General features: G+C 58.8%; 10 protein-coding genes. 7 read left to right on the top strand and 3 right to left on the bottom strand.

What is annotated here, in order from left to right; genetic code table 11:
• Window positions 1-7 precede the first annotated feature (7 nt).
• The 3 genes from secA to EYB53_RS02145 all read right to left on the bottom strand — a co-directional run bounded on the left by secA (window position 8) and on the right by EYB53_RS02145 (window position 8,250).
• Window positions 8-2,965: a preprotein translocase subunit SecA gene (gene secA, locus EYB53_RS02155; protein ID WP_135476271.1), complete on the bottom strand. Its 2,958-nt coding sequence runs from the start codon at window positions 2,963-2,965 to the stop codon at window positions 8-10.
• Window positions 2,966-3,044: 79 nt separating this feature from the next.
• Window positions 3,045-6,251: an ATP-binding protein gene (locus EYB53_RS02150; RefSeq protein WP_135476269.1), complete on the bottom strand. Its 3,207-nt coding sequence runs from the start codon at window positions 6,249-6,251 to the stop codon at window positions 3,045-3,047.
• Window positions 6,252-6,309: 58 nt separating this feature from the next.
• Entirely contained in the window at window positions 6,310-8,250 is a 1,941-nt protein-coding gene (locus EYB53_RS02145; protein WP_135476266.1) for a serine/threonine-protein kinase, read from the bottom strand.
• A gap of 227 nt (window positions 8,251-8,477) precedes the next feature.
• Between EYB53_RS02145 and EYB53_RS02140 the strand changes: the two genes are divergently transcribed.
• The 7 genes from EYB53_RS02140 to EYB53_RS02110 form a co-directional block, all read left to right on the top strand.
• Window positions 8,478-10,523, top strand: coding sequence for a DUF8754 domain-containing protein (locus tag EYB53_RS02140; protein WP_135476264.1), 2,046 nt, complete (start codon window positions 8,478-8,480; stop codon window positions 10,521-10,523).
• A 60-nt stretch (window positions 10,524-10,583) separates the two neighbouring features.
• Window positions 10,584-11,363, top strand: coding sequence for an alpha/beta hydrolase (locus EYB53_RS02135; protein ID WP_135476261.1), 780 nt, complete (start codon window positions 10,584-10,586; stop codon window positions 11,361-11,363).
• A 130-nt stretch (window positions 11,364-11,493) separates the two neighbouring features.
• Complete coding sequence (locus tag EYB53_RS02130) at window positions 11,494-12,108, top strand: TetR/AcrR family transcriptional regulator (protein ID WP_135476259.1); 615 nt, start codon at window positions 11,494-11,496, stop codon at window positions 12,106-12,108.
• A gap of 70 nt (window positions 12,109-12,178) precedes the next feature.
• On the top strand, window positions 12,179-14,566 hold the full coding sequence (locus EYB53_RS02125) for an ABC transporter permease (protein ID WP_135476257.1): 2,388 nt from the start codon (window positions 12,179-12,181) through the stop codon (window positions 14,564-14,566).
• Between the two features lie 159 nt (window positions 14,567-14,725).
• The gene (locus EYB53_RS02120) at window positions 14,726-15,403 is read left to right on the top strand and encodes an ABC transporter ATP-binding protein (protein ID WP_135476255.1); all 678 of its coding nucleotides are present in this window, start codon (window positions 14,726-14,728) and stop codon (window positions 15,401-15,403) included.
• Window positions 15,404-15,415: 12 nt separating this feature from the next.
• Window positions 15,416-16,915, top strand: coding sequence for an HlyD family efflux transporter periplasmic adaptor subunit (locus EYB53_RS02115; protein WP_135476253.1), 1,500 nt, complete (start codon window positions 15,416-15,418; stop codon window positions 16,913-16,915).
• Between the two features lie 490 nt (window positions 16,916-17,405).
• Window positions 17,406-19,797: beta-helix domain-containing protein (locus EYB53_RS02110; RefSeq protein ID WP_167857219.1), on the top strand; the 2,392-nt coding region annotated here is incomplete at its 3' end.

Genomic DNA, 19,797 nt, shown 5'->3' with positions numbered 1-19,797 from the left:
GACAACCTTAACGCTTTTTGCCGCGAGGCACACTAGAGGGCACCTGGCGTCCGCGACGCGCCTCGGCCTGGGTTCCGGCTGGCACGGCCTGGGGCTGGGGCTGGCTTGCCTGCGCAACGGCGGCATGGACTGGTTGTGCTCCCTGGCCCTGCGCAGCGAGCAGATGGACAAGCTCTTCTTCGCGGCCCTCGTGGCAATGCTTGAACTTCTTGCCACTGCCACAGGGGCAGCGCTCGTTGCGCCCAATATTCGTGAGCTTGCGCTGGGGTTTGGCCGTCACATTCTGCATTTCGCTGCTGCCGCCCGCCGCACGTGCCGTGGCGAGACGGTTCTTCTGCTCAAGCTCAAGCTGGCGCAGGTAGCGTTCGTAGGCAAAAGACTGCGCAATGATCTGATAGACGATATCGCGGGTGATATTCTCTTTCAGTTGATCGAACATCGCAAAGGACTGTTTACGAAACTCGATCAACGGATCGCGCTGGGCAAACGCCTGCAACATAATGTTCTGGCGCAACTCGTCCATCGCGGTCAGATAATCGATCCACTGGCGGTCAATCGTGCCGAGCATCATCCGACGCTCGACAAAGCGGATTGTCTCGGCCCCCATCGCCTGTTCGCGCTCTTCGTAGGCGGCCTCGAGTTGCTCAACAAGCCAGATCTCGATCTCATCACGGCTTTTTGTGCTGAGGGTTGCGGGGGTGATCGCCTCAGGCAGGGTCGGATTGATCTGACGATACTGGCGCAGCAGCGACTCGAGATCCCAGCTTGCGGGCCCCTCGTCGGGCAGATGCTCATCCACGAGGGCCGCGATCTCTTCGCCGATCATCTGCAGGATCTGGTCACGGACATCTTTGCCATCAAGGATATCGCGGCGATCCTGATAAATAATCTGGCGCTGCTTATTCATCACATCGTCGAACTCGACGGTATGTTTACGCAGATCGAAGTTATAACCTTCGACGCGGGTCTGGGCGCTTTCGATTGTACGATCAAGCAGGCCAGCTTCAAGGGGCAGATCCTCATCAAGGAAGCGATTCATCAGGCCCTTGATGCGATCGACCGGCCCAAAGCGCCGCATCAGTTCATCTTCGAGGGACAGGAAGAAGCGTGAGGAGCCAGGATCACCCTGACGACCAGCGCGACCACGAAGCTGGTTATCAATGCGGCGCGCCTCGTGGCGTTCGGTACCGATAATATGCAGTCCACCAAGCTCACGCACCTGATCACCCTCGGTCGCCGTCAGGCGCCGAGCCTCTTCGGTTGCCACCCGAACCTGTTCAGGGGTTGCCTCTTCAAACGCGACCCCTTGCGCGGCCAGCAACTCTTCCACCAGGCCATCGGGGTTGCCACCGAGCAGAATGTCGGTTCCACGACCAGCCATATTGGTTGCCACTGTGACCGAGCCCTTGCGCCCAGCCTGGGCAACAATCGTCGCCTCTTTGGCGTGGAACTTGGCATTGAGCACGCTATGGTCAATGCCGCGTCGCTTGAGCAACTCACTCACCTTCTCTGACGTTTCGACCGAGGTCGTACCAATCAGCACTGGTCGGCCCTGTTCGTTCAACTCGGCCACCTGACTGACCACGGCATTGAACTTGGCGGCTTCGCTACGATAGATCTGATCGGGCAGATCATCGCGTACGGAAGAACGATTGGTGGGAATGATCACCACCTCAAGATTATAGATCTTGGCGAACTCTTCGCGTTCGGTATAGGCCGTACCGGTCATCCCGGCTAGCTTGCCATACATACGAAAATAGTTCTGAAAGGTGATCGTCGCCAGAGTGACATTTTCATTCTTGACGAGCACACCCTCTTTCGCTTCAACGGCCTGATGCAGCCCATCAGACCAGCGGCGTCCGGGCATCGAGCGACCGGTAAACTCATCAATGATGATAACTTCACCTTCCGAGGTGACCATATAATCGCGGTCACGTTGGAAGATGAACTGAGCTTTCAACGCATTTTCGACAAAATGGGTCTTTTCAAAATGCAGCGGATCATAGAGACTCTCGCCATCAGGGATTTTCAAGAGGCGTTCGACATTCTCAATGCCCTGCTCGGTGAGGGTAATGCTTTTGGTGCGTTCTTCGATGAAAAAGTCACCATCGGGCTCTATGCCCTCTTCCTTGATCTGCTTGGGCGTCACGCTTGAACGGCGCAGATGCTTGACCACGCTGGTCATCTGACGATAGAGATCGGAGGATTTCTGGGCCGGCCCCGAAATAATGAGCGGGGTACGCGCTTCGTCAATCAGAATATTGTCAACTTCGTCAACAATGGCAAAATGCAACTCGCGCTGCACCATCTGTTCTTTTTCATAGGCCATGTTGTCGCGAAGGAAATCGAAACCAAATTCGTTATTGGTACCGTATGTAATATCAGCTGCATACGCTTCGCGCCGGGGCACAGGTCGCCAGTGAATGAGGCGTGTATCTTCGGCATTGGCATTGGGATCAACATACGTCGGGTCAAAGATCGCACTCTGATCGTGCGCAATGAAGCCAATCCTGAGGCCGAGGAAATGGTAGATCGGCCCCATCCAGCCTGCACCGACGCGGGCCAGGTAGTCGTTGACCGTCACCAGATGGGACCCTTTGCCTTCGAGCGCATTGAGATAGAGGGGCAGCGTCGCGACGAGCGTCTTGCCTTCACCGGTCTTCATCTCGGCAATTTTGCCATCGTGCAGCACAATGCCACCGATCAACTGCACATCATAGTGGCGCAGGCCAATCGTCCGCCGGGCCGTCTCGCGCACCGTGGCAAAGGCCTCGGGCAGGATATCATCAAGCGTTTCACCGTCGGCAAGCCGCGCCTTGAACTCGGCCGTCTTCCCGGCGAGGGCCTCATCAGACAGCGCCTGATACTCAGAGTCAAGGTCATTTATCTCTTCAACCAGTGGTTGGAGCTCACGGATGGCTTTGTCGTTGGTATCACCAACGAGCTTTTTGAGCCATTTGAACATACTTTCTCCTTGATAGAGGGGCTAGGCCCCCTGGATCCGTTACGCATTATACCTGAGTAGCCGAGACCGGTGCAAGCGTTTAGGTGATCATCGCCTGCAGAGCCTGGGCGAGTTCATCGGCGGTGAAGGGCTTCTGCAAATAGCAGATCGCCTGGTCGGCCAACGCTTGCTGGCGCAGGGCTATGTCGCTATAGCCAGACATATAGATGGTGCGGATAGAGGGGCAGAGCGTCTGGACGGCAACACCGAGTTGAAATCCGTTCAGTTCGCCAGGCATCACGACATCGGTGAGGAGCAGATCAATCGGGGTAGGATGGCTGCGAATGATGGCCAGCGCCGCCTCGCCATCACTGGCTTCTAACACCACCATGCCCAGGCGGGATAACAACTGGCGCGTCAGTTCGCGTACATTCGCATCATCTTCAACCAGCAGAATCGTACAGGCTTTTGTCTTGTGCGCTTGAGCCGTCGGATCGGGTGACGTCATGGGCGGTATTTCTGCGGCGACAACGACGGGAAGGTAGATCACAAATTGTGTTCCCTGACCGGGCTGGCTCGCAAACAAAATTTTGCCCCCACTCTGCCGAACAATCCCATGCACCGTTGCCAGCCCCAGACCAGTCCCTTTGCCGCGTGGTTTGGTGGTAAAAAAAGGCTCAAAAATATGATCGCGGGTCTGCTCATCTATGCCCTGGCCGGTATCACGTACGGTCAACACCGCATAGGTGCCGGCCTCCACAGAGGCATACTCGGTTTCCATTGCGGGGGTAATCGAGCGTTGCGTGGTTGTCAGCGCAATGATGCCTCCATCGGGCATCGCATCGCGTGCATTGATCACCAGGTTCATCACGACCTGCGTCATCTGCCCGGGGTCGGCTCGTACCAGCGGAAGGTCAGGATCCAAGTTGATCTGAAGTCGGATCTGTTCGCCGATTAAACGTCGCAAAAGTTGTTCGATATCAGTCAGGACTTCGTTGAGACTAATCGTTTCCGTCTGGAGCACCTGGCGACGGCTGAAGGCGAGCAACTGGCGGGTGAGCGTGGCGGCTCGTTCGCCTGACTGACGGATCTGTGCGATCGAGGTGCAGAGATCCTCATCGTCAGGTGGGTCACTCAGGATAAGATCGGCCTCGCCCATAATGACCGTCAACAGATTATTGAAATCGTGAGCGACCCCGCCAGCCAGGCGGCCCAGGGCCTCCATCTTCTGGCTTTCGCGCAGTTGTTCTTCGGCGCGCATCCGCTCACGCATATCGTGGGCAATCGTTGAAATAAACTCGGTCTGACCATCGGGGGTGCGATGCGCGAGGATGACCTGCTCAACGGGGATCTCGGTACCATCACGGGCATAGATGATCGACTCGCCTGACCAGATCCCCTCGTGCATCACCGCAGGGATCGCTTCAGTACGCAGCCATGCCAACCGTGAAGGCGGATAGAGATCGGTCACGCGGATGGTGGCAAGATCTTCATCGGGTAAAATGCCGAGCACGTGACGCCCAGCGGTATTGAGGAAGAGAATTTCGCCATTGGGACGGGCCATGCCAACGAGGTCGTTGGTTGACTCAATAATCGCGGCGAGCCGGGCATACGCGGCCTCGGCGCGGCGGCGATCGGCCAGTTCACGCGAGACTTCTTCGTAGAGGCGGGCATGTTCCATCGCAATCGCCGCCTGGGTCGCAAAGACGGCCACGAGGCGGGCATGTTCCACGGTATAGAAACCGCGTTCGTACTTGTCGAGCGTGATGATGCCGAGCAAGCGATCCCCCATCAGCATCGGCACCCCCATCCAGGCGCAGATAGGATTATTGATCGGTGGATCGTCGTTGAAGTACGGATAGTTCTGGGTGGCATCGTTGAGGATCAACGGTGTGTGGCTATGGGCAACTTCGGCGTTGGGGGTCGTTCCCGCTTGCAGGCTGAACCGTATGCCAATCAAAGACTCGGCGTAGGCGAGGCCATAACAGCCGATGATCACCGAGGCGTCGCCCTGGATCGCTTGCACCGACGCACTATCATAGGGCACAACCTTGCGCAGTTCGCTAAAAATCAGCCCCAGCACCTCTTCGCGGTTGAGGCTCGCACTCAACATCTGCATCGCTGAGGCAAGGGCCTCGGCCTCATGGCGGCGTTGTTCCGCCGTGGTCAGGGCTGTCTGCAGGCGGCTCACCGTTTGATCGAGCGTCTGGCCAAGCGCGCGGATCTCGGCGGGGCCAGTCTGCGGAATAGGAATGGCAAGGTTGCCTGCTCCGATCTGTTCGGCTGCGGCTGCCAGGTGCTGGATTGGTCGGACAATGGTGATGGAGAGCAGATGGGCAGCGATCAGGGCCACAAGGATGCTAAGACCGGTGATCAACCCGATAACGAGATACGTTTCAGTGACCCCGCCGAGCAGTTTGTCGATCGGCTGCTCGTAGATCAGCGTCCATTGCAACACACTCCGGCTTGATGGTGACACCCGGGCAAAGGTAAGCAACTTGCCCGGGGCATCAGTTGGATTGATCAGAATGCCCGCGCTTTGACCAAGGATCGTCGCCGCGCTCGCTGGATGCACCTGATCAAGCCGACGGGCCGGCTGGGTTGAAGTCGTGAGTTGATTCTGCTCAAAGAGATAGGTGCCATCGTGTTCAACGACCGAAATTTCGATGTCTGGTGTCTCGGTATGGAAGGTGGCAAACAAGGGCTCCAGCGGCATTTCGAGGACGAGTACCCCGATCGCGGCACCTGAGTCATCAAGATAGGTCGTCGCAAGATCAAGGCGTGGAACTTCGTTGGCATGGGACGGGATCCGGGTCATCGTCAGCGGTACCCCGGGGCCGGCTTGCGCCTGGAGGAGGGTGCGCTGAAAGCTCGGTGTAGCCGCACGGTTCCGGAGTTCGGCCTGAGGGACGGACAGATAGGCACCCTCAGTGGCCCGTACACAGACCTCTTCGTTGCCCTCGATATCAAGCAGACAGAGGCCAGTGTAGCGTCCCTGTGACTGGCGCAAGAAGGTGGCAAAACTCTGGATCAGAGGCTGAGGATCGTCTCGCTGCGCGGCATACTGTTGCAGTTCAGCCGACTTGAGCGCAATAATCAGGTCACTTCCGCTGGTGACCAATTGACCGTTGAGCAGCGTCGCCTGAGTTTCAAGCAGGCGCAGTTGATCGGTACTGACCTGTTGCACAATCATGGCGCGCACGCGCACCAACACATAACCCGAGAGCACGACAATCGGAATGAGCATCACCAGGACAAAGGCGAGGAACAGTTTGCGTTGCAGGCTCAGGTGGGTTCTCTGGCTCATAGTTGTGCCTTATCACACGGTCATTCCACCTTACCGTGCCATTGCACCATGGCGACACTTAGACGCCTACCGTCCATAAGTACAGACGCCCGTCGTGGCATCCTGTTGCCAGGAGCTTGCCATCGGGGCTATAGGCGAGCGAGGCGATACCCGCACGATGTTCTAACGCAACAGGGATGCGGACTCCATCGCTGAGGCGCCAGAAAAAGACCTTCTTATCTTCGCTTCCTGTGACCAGCAACTGGCTATTAGGACTAAACGCGATAGCGTGAACAGGCCCACGATGTTCTTGAAAAAACTCGATCGGCCTCTGGTCGCTCATCCGCCAGACCTGAATACTCGTATTGCTACTGGCGGCGAAGTAGGTACTATCGGGGCTAAAGGCGACGCGAAGAATGAAGGTTGGAAAGCCGCTCAATGAAGGCAAGGGCGACGCATCGCTCACCTGCCAGAGATAGACCGCCCCATCGTAGCCTCCGGCCGCAATCAGGTTGCCATCGGGGCTAAACGCGACACTATGGACAAACGGGCAGATGAGGGTCTTGGTGATCCGCACATACTCGTGATCGACTTCACAGAGCGCGAGCGAACCACCCCAGCCACCAATGAGCAGTTTTGTTCCATCGGGGCTAAACGCAATGCTTTCTACCGGGCACCCGGGCAAGCGCAACTCACGGATGAAGGCACCATCATTGGCCTGCCAGAGGCGCACCGTCTCATCATCGCTGCCGGTAGCCAAGAGATTGCCATAGGGCGCAAAGGCGACACTTCGCACACTGCTGGCATGGCCTTTGAGGGTAGCGAGCGGACTATAGCTATTGACCTGCCAGAGCCCGACGGTATGATCGTCATAGCCAGCGGCGAGCAGATCACCCGCCGGATTGAAGGCGACTGAACGGATGGGGCTACCGGTGGTCAGCATATGCAAGAGGGTGGCTTGAGGATCGAGACTTGATCCAGTGATCGCCTGACTGTCGCCCGACCCGGTCTGCGAAGCAAGCGGATTGCCAGCCGTCACTTCGCCGGGCACAAGACCTGCGATTGGTTCCGGTGCGGCCTCAACCGGGAGTTCTTGCTCAGGGGGGGCCTGTTCAGCGTTTTCCTGTCGTGCGCGCGCCCGTTCTCGCGAGCCGCCCTGGTTGCGCGCACGGGCCAGCGCGGTGCGCATCTCGCGGGCCGAGGCGGGGCGTTCATCGATCATCACGGCAAGCGCGTGTTCGAGCACCTTGGCGACGGGTTCAGACACGTGAGGGGCAACCGTGCGGATTGGCTTGAGCGGATCGGCTTGCCCACTGATCATGCGCGTCATGCGCGTCATCGCATCAACGGGAAGGGTTCCGGTCAACAGTTGATACATGGTGGCCGCGAGCGAATAGAGATCGCTGCGTGGGTCAGCCTCACCATCGCGCATCTGCTCGATTGGTGCATAGGGTGGCGTGAAGCCATAAATCTTGCGGGCATTGGCCGATGCATCGGCCACCTCTTCAAGATCAATCGCCACTGTCACCCCGCCACGGGCAAGCCCAAAGTCAAGCAGAATAATATCGTAACTCTGGGTGAGTTTCAGGTTTTTGGGTTTAATATCACGGTGAAAGACCGGGACGGGGCGTGTATGGAGATAATTCAGCGCATCGAGCAACTGATCGGTCCACCGCAGAATCATGGGCATGGCTTGCGGCGACGCAAAACGGCGTCCGAGGCGATTAATCTGATTGCCCAGATCCTCACCGTGAATAAACTCCATCACGAGAAACTGGCCCTGGCCCTCGTTGAAATGGTCAATGACACGTGGGAGAGCCTGATGGCGGAGGCGGGCAAGCACCTGCGCTTCATGTTCAAACGCCCGTCGGTAGACGGCATCCTGAAAAAAAGTCTCTTTGAGCGCTACATCGGTACGCAGACGAAGATCACGGGCGTGATAGACGGCGCCCATCCCGCCTTTGCCGATCTGCTCAACAATTTTATACCGATCCTGGAGAATGGCCCCCGGCTCAAGCATTGCAGTGCTTTCCCTACTCTTCTTTTACCGTGCCCTTAGTATACCGCGAAACGGCTACCAATGGATTACCTGCTGACAGCTTCCGTAGGGCTACGCTGAAAATGGGGGAACTTGGTTCCCCCATTTTCAGCGTAGCCCTGACAGCTTCCGGGAAGCTTTTGGCAATATGGTATACTTCGTGCATAGCAACAGGGTGACCCTCTAAATAATGTCGGAGGCATTGTGCGATGAAGCGCATTGTAAGTATCAGTCTGGGTTCCTCAGCCCGTGATTATCGTGTAACGACGTCCATTCTTGGCCAGACGATAGAACTTGAGCGACTTGGGGTAGATGGCAATACGGCGCGTGCTGCCGAGTTAATCCGAGCTTTCGATGGGCGGGTTGACGCAATCGGGCTTGGTGGTTTGACGCCGGTTTTTCGGGTTGGCCGGGCGCGTTATCCGCATCACGAGGCGATCCAGATTGCGGCTGAGGCGCGTCGCACGCCGGTTGTTGATGGTGGGGTGGTCAAGGCGACGCTCGAGCGCTGGGCGATTGCGCAGGCAGTGCGCAAGATTCCGTCGCTGTTGCGCTATCGACGCGTACTGATGACCAGTGGGATTGAACGTTATCAGCTTGCGGCGGCGATCAGTCAGTATGAGCCCGAAATGCGGTTTGCTGATCCGCTGATCCATAGTGGGCTCGCCTTTCTCCCCGTGCCGCGCTCGCTTGAACAGCTTGAGCTCTATGCGGCGACGACGCTGCCTTTGACGGCACTTTTGCCGTACCGCATTCTGCACCCGGTCGCGCTTGGCCAGGAGGGGCACGACCGTCGGGCAACAGGGCTCTTTGAGTGGGCCCAGGTGATTGCCGGTGATTTTGCCTTTATTCGCCGCTTTGCGCCCAACGATCTGACGGGCAAGACGATCATTACCGATGATCCTTCGCCAGCGGAGATCGAGGAGTTGCGTGAACGTGGGGTGATGACCCTGGTGACAATGACCCCGCCCATCAGTACCGAGCGGCCTTTCCTTGCCGCCGATGCCATCGAGGCGATCATGGTGGCCCTGCAAGAGACCGATGGGCAACCAGGTGAGGCCGATGCGCTCGATTTCATTGCTGCCGCCGGGTGGACGCCGACGGTGCAAGATTTGAATCCGCGCCCGCTGCCGAAATTTGCGTTTGTGATCCACCCGTTGCGCACCAGCCTGATTGCCAATGACCCCCGGTTTAGCTGGACACGTTTTTTGCCTGAGCGCGTTGTGGAGCGGATCGCCGCCCATATGCCACCACTCTACCTTTCGCGGATCAGGGGGATTCGCTCGATTGCGACCGGCCAGGAGGCGGAAGGTATTCTCTTGAGCCTGGGCACGACGCCCCGCGAGATGATGCGCCGCCCACCGAGTTTCACCTATCGGCGGCTTATTCGTGCTGCCCGGATGGCTGAGCGGATGGGCGCACAACTGATGGGCCTCGGTGCCTTTACCTCGGTGGTTGGCGATGCGGGCATTACGGTAGCGCAGAAAGCCGATATTGGCATTACCTCGGGCAATTCGTTGACGGTGGCCGCGACGCTCGAAGCGGCCAAGCAGGCGGTCTATTTGATGAAGGGCGGACGGCCCGACAAGGTTCGCGCTGTAGTCATTGGCGCAACCGGCTCGATTGGCGCGGTCTGTGCGCGGTTGCTGGCCCAGGCGGTGCGCGATGTTGTCTTGATTGCGCCGCGCCCCGAGCGCCTGCTCTTGCTCAAGCAGCAGATCGAGCAGGAGACCCCGGGGGCACGGGTGATTGCGGCGACGCACCCTGATGCCTATGTTGGCGACGCCGACCTGATCATTACGACGACCAGTGCGCTGACGGGCAAGGTGATCAATGTTGACAAGCTCAAACCAGGGGCGGTGATCTGTGACGTCGCCCGCCCGCCTGATGTCAAAGAAGCGGATGCGGCCCGTCGTCCCGACGTGCTGATCGTCGAAAGCGGCGAAATCGTGTTGCCAGGCGAACCAGACTTTGGCTTTGATATTGATATGCCTCCGGGCACCGCCTACGCATGTCTTTCTGAAACGGCGTTGCTGGCGATGGACGGCAAATTCGAAGACTACACCCTTGGGCGGACGATTGAGATCGACCGGGTCAAAGAGATGTACCGGCTCTGGCAGAAGCATGGCTTGAAACTGGCTGGCCTGCGTTCTTTTGGGGTCTATGTTACCGACGAAATGATCGCCGAGAAACGACGCCTCGCCGAGGAACTGCGCCGCGAGCGTGGCTTGCCGCACGAGATCGGCTCGGCATAAGAAGACTGTGCATGAAGTTGCCCGATGATTTGACGCAAAGGCGCAAAGGCGCAAAGAACGATGCATACGTTAGAACACATCTGCATGCAACCAGTTACTCAGCGCTATGCTTCGCCGCTGCTGCTGTTGCACGGGGCGTGGCATGGCGCGTGGTGCTGGCACGAGGCGATGCGTGACCTGGCGGCGCGTGGCTTTCTGGTGCATGCCTTTAGTACGCGGGGGCATGGGGCGAGTGATCGCCCGCGGCGCCACTGGCTCACGACGGCGTCTGATTATGGACGCGATCTGATCAATGTGGTGCGGGCGCTGCCGGCACCGCCGATCCTAGTTGGGCATAGCTCGGGTGGATATCTGGCGCAACTCTATATGACGGGACGCTTTGGGCCAGTGCCGCCGCTGGCTGGCGTTGTGTTGCTCTGCAGTTCGCCGGTTGACAGCGTGCGCTATTTCCTTACCCGAACAACGCCCCCTGAAGCACAGATCGATCCACGAGCGATGCTGCGCCGCGAGCCCGAGACGATGCGCAAGCTGCTCTTCCGCCCCGAGATTGACCCCGAAGCGTTGCATGGCTATGTTGCGCAGATGGTCGCCGAGCCGCCGCTGGTGACGATGCAGAGCATGGTGTTGCGACCGCGACCGGCGCGCAACGCCACGCCTGTAGTGGTCATTGCCGCCGGGCGTGATATGGTCTTTGGCCTCGAAGCGCAGCAGGTCACTGCGGCGACGTATCGAGCCGAACTGATTGTCGTGCCTGAGGCCGCACACGACCTGATGCTCGACCCGGACTGGCCGCAGGCTGCAGCGGCGATCGAGCGGTTTGCGCAGATGCTCCCATCCTGAATTTCCAATTCTTCCCGCACAAAAAAGCCAGCGTAGCTGGCTTTTTTGTGCGGGAAGAATTGATTGACCAGTCAATCAACTTGTGCTACAATCTTGATTGATTGGTCAATCAAGATTGAGGAGAAGCAGTATGCCCCCGCGTGATCAGGATGAATTTGAGCAACGGCGCAGGCAAATCCTTGATGGTGCGCTCGAGGTTTTTGCCGCGAAGGGCTTTGAGAAGGCAACAAATAAAGATATTGCTACCGCAGCGGGCATCAATTCGCCAGGTTTAATCTATCACTATTTTGCTGATAAGGCCGATCTGTTTCGCCATGTGGTTCAGCATTTTGTGCCCATGATCAGCTTGCTCGATCATCCCGATGATCTGATGCAGCGCCCAGCGCGTGAGGTTTTGACGCTCTTTGCCGCGACGGTGTTGAAAGCGACCGAGAATCGTCAACTCTTTGCAGCCTACAAGTTGGTGGTGAGCGAGGCTTTTCGCCGCCCTGCTATCGCCGAGCTCGTGAACAAGATCGGGCCACAACGGGGCACCCGCTTTCTCCGGCTCTACCTCGATCAAGAGATTGCGTCTGGGCGGATGCGCCAGATGGATCCTGGCATTGCGGTGCGGTTGTTTATTGGCCCCTTGCTGGCTTTTGTGATCATGCGCGAGCTCTTTCCCCAGCCTGATGCGGCAACAATCAGTGCCGAGGCGATGGTGGAACAGACGGTCGAGGCTTTTTTGCGGACGATGGAGGTCTAGGGGCAAGACCTTGCCGCTATGACGGTTTTTTTGACGCAAAGGCGCAAAGGCGCAAAGTTTTAAGGTTTGTATGGCTCCACGCTGGTCAAAAGTAATCCGCGATCTCTTTGCGTATCGCACGCGCACGTTGTTGGTGGTGCTTTCGATTGCAATTGGTGTGGCGGCATTCGGGGCGATCCTGACGGGCCTGACGATTATTCGCGCTGAGTTGCAGTCGAGTTATCTTGCGGTCAATCCGGCGAGTGCGCTGATCACAACGCAGCCTTTTGATGAGGTGTTGCTCGAAAATATTCGGCGGCTACCGGATGTTGCCGATGCGCAGGGGCAACGTGCGGTGGCGGCGCGGGCGCAGGTTGGCCCTGACGAGTGGGTCGATCTGCAGCTGTTTGTGGTGCCCGATGATGGTGTGATGACGATCAATCTTGTGCGCCCCGAGACGGGACTGTGGCCGCCGCATGATCGCACCGTTTTGATCGAGCGGGCCTCGTTGGACATGACCCGTGCGTCGGTTGGCGATGTGTTGGCTCTGCAACTGGCTGATGGGCCGACACGATCGGTGCCCTTGGTAGGGCTTACCCATGATTTGAGTTTGCCTCCGGCGGCCATTGCCGGTCAGGCGTTTGGCTATGTGACCGCCGAGACGCTGATCTGGCTCGGCGGCCCTGCCGATGATAACCAGGTGCTGATGACGACCAGCACTGGGCGCGATGATGCCGAGCATATTCAGCGCGTTGCCAGTGAGGTCGAACAGTTGATTGAACGGAGTGGCCGTGAGGTGCTGGTGATCGATGTGCCGACGCCTTTGCAACATCCTGTCGAACTGGTGCTCGGTACGCTCGTTGCGATTCTGGCGACCCTTGGTTTGCTGGCGTTGTTGATCAGTGGCTTTTTGATTATTAATACGATCACGGCAATTTTGACCCAACAAACGCGCCAGATCGGGATCATGAAGGCCATAGGGGCACGTACCAGCCAGATCATGGGGCTCTATTTTGTGCTCGCGGCGGGTTTTGGTCTGCTTGCGTTGCTGTTGGCTGTCCCGCTTGGCATGTTTGGCGGGTATGGCGTGGCCTTGTTTGTTGCTTCACAGCTCAATGTTACGCTTGAAGGGATACGCTGGCCCCTGGAAATTATGGCTTTGCAGGGTGTAGCGGCAGTGCTGGTACCAATCATTTCGGCGGCAGTGCCGATTCGGGCGACCGCACGGATAACGGTACGCGAGGCGCTGAGTGGTGATACGACACCGCCGCCAGCGCGGATGAGCCTCTTGAGTCGGTTGTTGAGTGCGGTCGCCTTCATCACACGCCCGACGATTCTTGCGCTGCGCAATACGTTTCGGCGGCGCGGGCGACTTGTGCGTACCCTCATTGCGCTGTCGCTTGGCGGCGCCGTCTTTGTGAGCGTGATGACGCTGCGCGTCTCGCTCTTTACGACCCTTGACGACAGTATCGCGGCGCAGCAGTACGACCTGGAAGTCCAGCTAGCGCGCCCTTACCGTGCCGAACGGATCATACAAGAAGTGGCATCACTGCCTGAGGTGACGCATCTCGAAGCGCTGGTGCGGGCGCAGGCGTTTCCGGTGCAGCCCGATGGCACAACCGCCGAGATGGTGAATCTACGGGCGTTGCCTGCCGAAACGAGTCTACTGGCTCCGCGGATGTCGAATGGGCACTGGCTTGATCCGGCTGACGAGCGAAGCATCGTGCTCAGCACGAACTATCGTACCAAAGATCCAACCGTTCAACTCGGCGATGAGCTAACCTTGCGGATCAATAATCGTGATACCACCTGGCAGATTACCGGCTTTGTCGAAGAATTTTTGCCGCCCACAACCCCGGCGCTGGGCTATGTGAATCTTGCGTCCTTCACGCGAGCCTATGGTGGGACGGGGCGGGTTGATGCCCTGCGGATCGCGACGACCGGCCACGATGCTGCCGCGCACGCCGCAGCGACGATGGCGGTCGAGCAGCGTTTGAACGAGCGTGGCTACGAGGTGCGCCTGATTCGCTCGCGCACCGAAGACCGCGACATTCTCAGCGAGCGGTTCAATGTGCTGACCGGGGTGCTGTCGCTGATGGCGGCGATCATCGGTACGGTAGGCGGTCTGGGTCTGGCCGGCACGATGAGCATCAACGTGCTCGAGCGTACCCGCGAGCTTGGCATTATGCGAGCCGTCGGCGCTTCTGATGGTGCCGTGCAGCAGATGGTCTTTGTCGAAGGCATCACCATCGGCCTACTGGCCTGGCTCATTGGCACGCTGCTCTCGTTCCCGATGAGCTATGCCATGAGCTATCAACTCGGCATGGGTCTGCTCAATCTGCCGCTCACCTGGACCTACGCGCCGCTTGCCGTTGTCGCCTGGTTGTTCATTGTGCTGCTGATCGCAAGCCTTGCGAGCTATCTTCCCGCTCGCAATGCCACTCGCCTAACGGTCCGTGAGGTATTAGCGTATGAGTGAGTGCTCGACCAAAGCCAGCAAAGAAGCGGAGCTTCAGGGCCGCAGATGCCCAGGTATCCGCGTATGCTGGCGAACATAGTCAGCTTCGCTGACTATGTTCGCCAGCATACGCCTAGGTTTTTAGGGCGTCAGCCCTAAAAACGAAAGAAAAGAGAAGCAGTGATCCAGCTAACCAGGGTGATCAAAGAATATCCCACTGCAGCCGGCCCCTATCGGGCGCTCAAAGGAATTGACATAACTATTAGGCCGGGAGAGTTTGTGGCGGTAGTGGGCAAATCGGGGAGTGGCAAGAGCACGCTGATCAATATGATCACCGGCATTGACCGTTCGACGAGTGGCACCGTTTGTGTTGACGGAACCGATCTGGGGCGTTTGAGTGAAGGACAACTGGCGATTTGGCGGGGGCGCACGGTTGGCATTATCTTTCAGTTCTTTCAACTCTTGCCGACGCTGACAGTCGCCGAGAATATTATGTTGCCAATGGATTTTGGTAACATCGGGCGCCCCCGCGAGCGACGGCAACGGGCGATGGTTTTGCTTGAGCAGATGGAGATCAGTGAGCACGCCGATAAGTTGCCGGGTGCGCTCTCGGGCGGGCAGCAGCAACGGGTCGCGATTGCGCGTTCGCTCGCCAACGATCCTCCCTTGCTTGTTGCCGACGAGCCGACCGGCAACCTCGACTCGCGCACGGCAGACGCGATTTTCCATCTCTTCGAGCACCTCGTCGAGATGGGCAAAACAATTGTGATGGTGACGCACGATACCGATCTGGCGCAGCGGGCCGGACGGTCAATTACGGTGACTGATGGCTTGATTGTTACGCCTGATGGATTATAGAGGAAGACGAAGATGCGTAAGCTTGTGATTGGGCTGATCGTGGTCGTGGTTCTGCTTGGCGGTGGCATCGTCGTGGCACAAACGGGTTTGTTGAACCCTGCTCCTGCCACAACTTCGACGGCAAGCCCGGTTGACGAGAGTATTGCTACGCCTCCCGCCGTGATCGCCGATGCACGGGTTGTTCCGGTGGCCGAGGCACACCTTGCGTTTGAACGCAGCGGTACGGTTGCCGCCGTCCTGGTGGCCGAAGGCGATCTGGTCACCGAAGGACAAGCGCTGGCTCGCCTCGATACCCGCGAACTAGAGTTGCGGGTTGCGCGTGCGCGGGTCAACCTGGAACGGGCGCAGGCGCATTACAAGCAGGTCGCGTCTGGCGCTGCCCCCGAGGCGATCGCGGCGGCCGAGGCGAGCATTGCACAGGCGGCGGCGCAGCGTTCGCAGGTGGTCACTTCGGTTTCGCCCCAGGATCTGGCGGCAGCGCAGGCCCAACTCGCCGAGGCACGGGCTGCGCTGGCGGCGCTGCTCGATGGCCCGCAAACCAGCGAGCTTGACCAGACGCAGGCGGCGGTTGATCAGGCACGCACGGCGCTCGATCAGCAACAGACCGCGCTCTCGGCAGCCAGAACCAATGCCGAACTGGCGCTGGAGCAGACGGCAAATGCGCTACGCAATGCTCAGGATGCCTACAGCCGGATCTACTGGGAAAATATTGAGCTTGCCGATCGTCTGGATGACGAAGATCTGCCGCAAGCGCGCATCGATCAAGAGGCTGCGGCGCTGCGGGCGGTCGAGAATGCCGAGCACTCGCTGGCGCAAGCCCAGGTCGCGGTTGAGCAGGCCCAGCAGAACGAGCGTGATGGCCTGGCGAATGCCGAAGCCCGGCTCCGCGAAGCCGAAGCGCGTCAGGCGCTTTTGGTGGCGGCCCCCACCAATGACCGCATTGCGGCGGCGCGCACCCGCATTGCCCAGGCCGAGGCGAATCTTGCCCGTCTCCAGGGCGCGCAGCGCACCAGCCAGATCGCCGTCGCTGCGGCAGGCATTGAGCTTGCCGAGGCCAACCGTGATCAGGTCAGTGCCGCACCCCGCGAGGTCGATCTTGTTGCTGCCCAGGTGGAAATCAACGCCGCCCAGGTCGATTTGGATCAGGCTCTGCTTGACCTCGAACGCGCCACGCTTGTTGCTCCAATCGCCGGCAGTGTTGCGCAACTCAATCTGACGATCGGCGAAGTGGCCGGCCCTGGCATCCCTGCGCTGATCCTGGCCGATCTTCAGGCCTGGCAGATCGAAACCGACGACCTCAGCGAGCTTGATGTCGTGCATCTACGCGAAGGTGACGCTGTGATGCTCACCTTTGATGCCCTGCCCGATCTGGAGCTTCCTGGTCATATCATCCAGATCAAAGCCATCGGGAGTAGCCGCCAGGGTGACATTGTCTACACTGTTGTGATCGAACCCGACCGGTTTGAACCGCGTCTGCGGTGGAACATGACGGCGGTGATGACTGCTACGTGAGCATTGGTCTTCACGGGCAGGCCCACCCAGCTATGCTGGGTGGGCCTGCCCGTTTTTTCTTGTAGCACGCGAAAAAGTTAATTGTGAATAACCATACAAAAAAACACCTCTCCTGATGGTCACTTTTTCTCCACCAATGCAACATTCTTGTTGTGCTATGCTCTGGCTAACATCCCTCTTTTACGTTTTCAACGTACTTTGCACCCTGGGAGCGAGGGCGTCCCGCCCTCGGGGAGCGGTCGAGGGCGTCCCGCCCTCACTCCCAAGAATGCCAAAAAACTTAAAGGGACGGAGGCTGAGCCTGTCGAAGCCCCCGCTGGTATCAAGAAACTTAGGTTACAGACTACTAATCATGTTGTTGTGAAGCGAGGAATCTCATCTGTGAGCTTCCTCGCTTGCCCTGTTGCTGACAACAGCACGGGTTGCCGATGTCCCCTACAGTCCTGGTGTCTCTGTGCGCTTACAACTGGTTACGCCCAAGGAGGCGACGATGAAGCGGAGCGATTGGCTACGGTGGCTGATTGGTGGTCTCTTCGTACTCGTCTGTGCGTTTGCCCTGCCTGTTGCTGCAACAGGTCTTCGTTTTGTGACTGCGGCTCAAGGAGCGCGATCGCTGACAACAATCGTCCCACAGAGCACCGTGTTGGTCAATGGCACGATCAGCACCAATACCACCTGGACAGCGAGTAATGTCTATGTCTTGCAGGGCGTTACGATCGCCCAGGGTGTGACCCTGACCGTGCAACCGGGCACGGTGGTGAAGTTCGCCGACAACACCGGTTTGGACGTGAACGGCACGTTGCTGGCCGAGGGAACGGAGACGCAGCCGATCATCTTCACCTCGTTCCACGACGATGCTGCGGGCGGGGATACGAACGGCAATGGTACGACGACGAGTCCGGCGGCGGGGAACTGGGGCGGGCTGTACTTCACCCCGCAGAGCAGTGGGAGCCGGTTGCGCCATGTGCAGGTGAGCTACGGTGGGTATGAGTACTGGGGCAATCCGCGCAGCCTCTATGTCCAGACGAGCGACCTGCTGGTCGAGGCGAGCACGATTATCCAGTCGAGCGGCCATGGCCTCTATGCCGCCGACGTCACCCCGCAACTCTGGGGCAATACCTTCCGTGAGAATAGTGGCTACGGCATCTACTACCAGGGCGTGGGCACTAGCAGCAGCCTGGCGGTGACCAGTACCACCTTCATCTCGAATACGAACGGGGCGATCTATGCGACGGTAGACCAGGCGCAGACGAGTTTTGACCTGACGGGCAATAGTTCAACCGGCTCGCCACGCAACGGCCTGCTGTTGACGGGCAACCTGACCGGCACGGTCAGCTTTGTGAGTGAGCCTACCTTCCCACTGATTGCCAGTACCCTGAGTGTAAATGCAGGGACGCAGTTGACACTAACTCCCGGCACGGTGGTGAAGTTCACCGATAACACGGATCTGGATGTGAACGGAACCTTGCTGGCCGAGGGGACGGAGACGCAGCCAATCATCTTCACCTCGTTCCACGACGATGCTGCGGGCGGGGATACGAACGGCAATGGTACGACGACGAGTCCGGCGGCGGGGAACTGGGGCGGGCTGTACTTCACCCCGCAGAGCAGTGGGAGCCGGTTGCGCCATGTGCAGGTGAGCTACGGTGGGTATGAGTACTGGGGCAATCCGCGCAGCCTCTATGTCCAGACGAGCGACCTGCTGGTCGAGGCGAGCACGATTATCCAGTCGAGCGGCCATGGCCTCTATGCCGCCGACGTCACCCCGCAACTCTGGGGCAATACCTTCCGTGAGAATAGTGGCTACGGCATCTACTACCAGGGCGTGGGCACTAGCAGCAGCCTGGCGGTGACCAGTACCACCTTCATCTCGAATACGAACGGGGCGATCTATGCGACGGTAGACCAGGCGCAGACGAGTTTTGACCTGACGGGCAATAGTTCAACCGGCTCGCCACGCAACGGCCTGCTGTTGACGGGCAACCTGACCGGCACGGTCAGCTTTGTGAGTGAGCCTACCTTCCCACTGATTGCCAGTACCCTGAGTGTAAATGCAGGGACGCAGTTGACACTAACTCCCGGCACGGTGGTGAAGTTCACCGATAACACGGATCTGGATGTGAACGGAACCTTGCTGGCCGAGGGGACGGAGACGCAGCCAATCATCTTCACCTCGTTCCACGACGATGCTGCGGGCGGGGATACGAACGGCAATGGTACGACGACGAGTCCGGCGGCGGGGAACTGGGGCGGGCTGTACTTCACCCCGCAGAGCAGTGGGAGCCGGTTGCGCCACGTACAGGTGCGCTACGGTGGCTACGAGTATTGGGGCAACCGACGCAGTCTGTATGTGCAGACCAGTGATCTGCTGGTCGAGGCGAGTACGATTGTCCAGTCCAGCGGCCATGGTCTTCACGCCGCCGATGTAACCCCGCAACTCTGGGGCAACACGTTGCGGGAGAATAGTGGCTACGGGATCTACTACGAGGGTGTGGGCACCAGCAGCAGCCTGGGGGTGACGAATACGACCTTCATCTCGAATACGAGCGGGGCGATCTACGCCACGCTGACAGATGGGGCGGCGAGCTTCGACCTGCGGGGGAACAGTTCGACCGGCTCACCCAAGAATGGCGTCGAGGTAACCGGCAGTATCAGCGGTACGGTCAGCTTCGTCAGTGAGACCTCTTTTCCCTTGATTGGTAACACGCTGACGGTGAAGGAAGGTGCGCAGTTGACCCTGGTGCCGGGGACGGTGGTGAAGTTTGTCAACAACACCGATCTGGACGTGCATGGGACGCTGCTGGCGGAGGGCACCGAAGCGCAGCCGATCATCTTCACCTCGTTCCACGACGATGCTGCGGGCGGGGATACGAACGGCAATG

This window comes from Candidatus Chloroploca mongolica (assembly GCF_004762035.2).
Classification (GTDB): domain Bacteria; phylum Chloroflexota; class Chloroflexia; order Chloroflexales; family Chloroflexaceae; genus Chloroploca; species Chloroploca mongolica.
The sequence above is the reverse complement of the archived record's forward strand: the minus strand, read 5'-3'. Positions and strand labels throughout refer to the sequence as shown.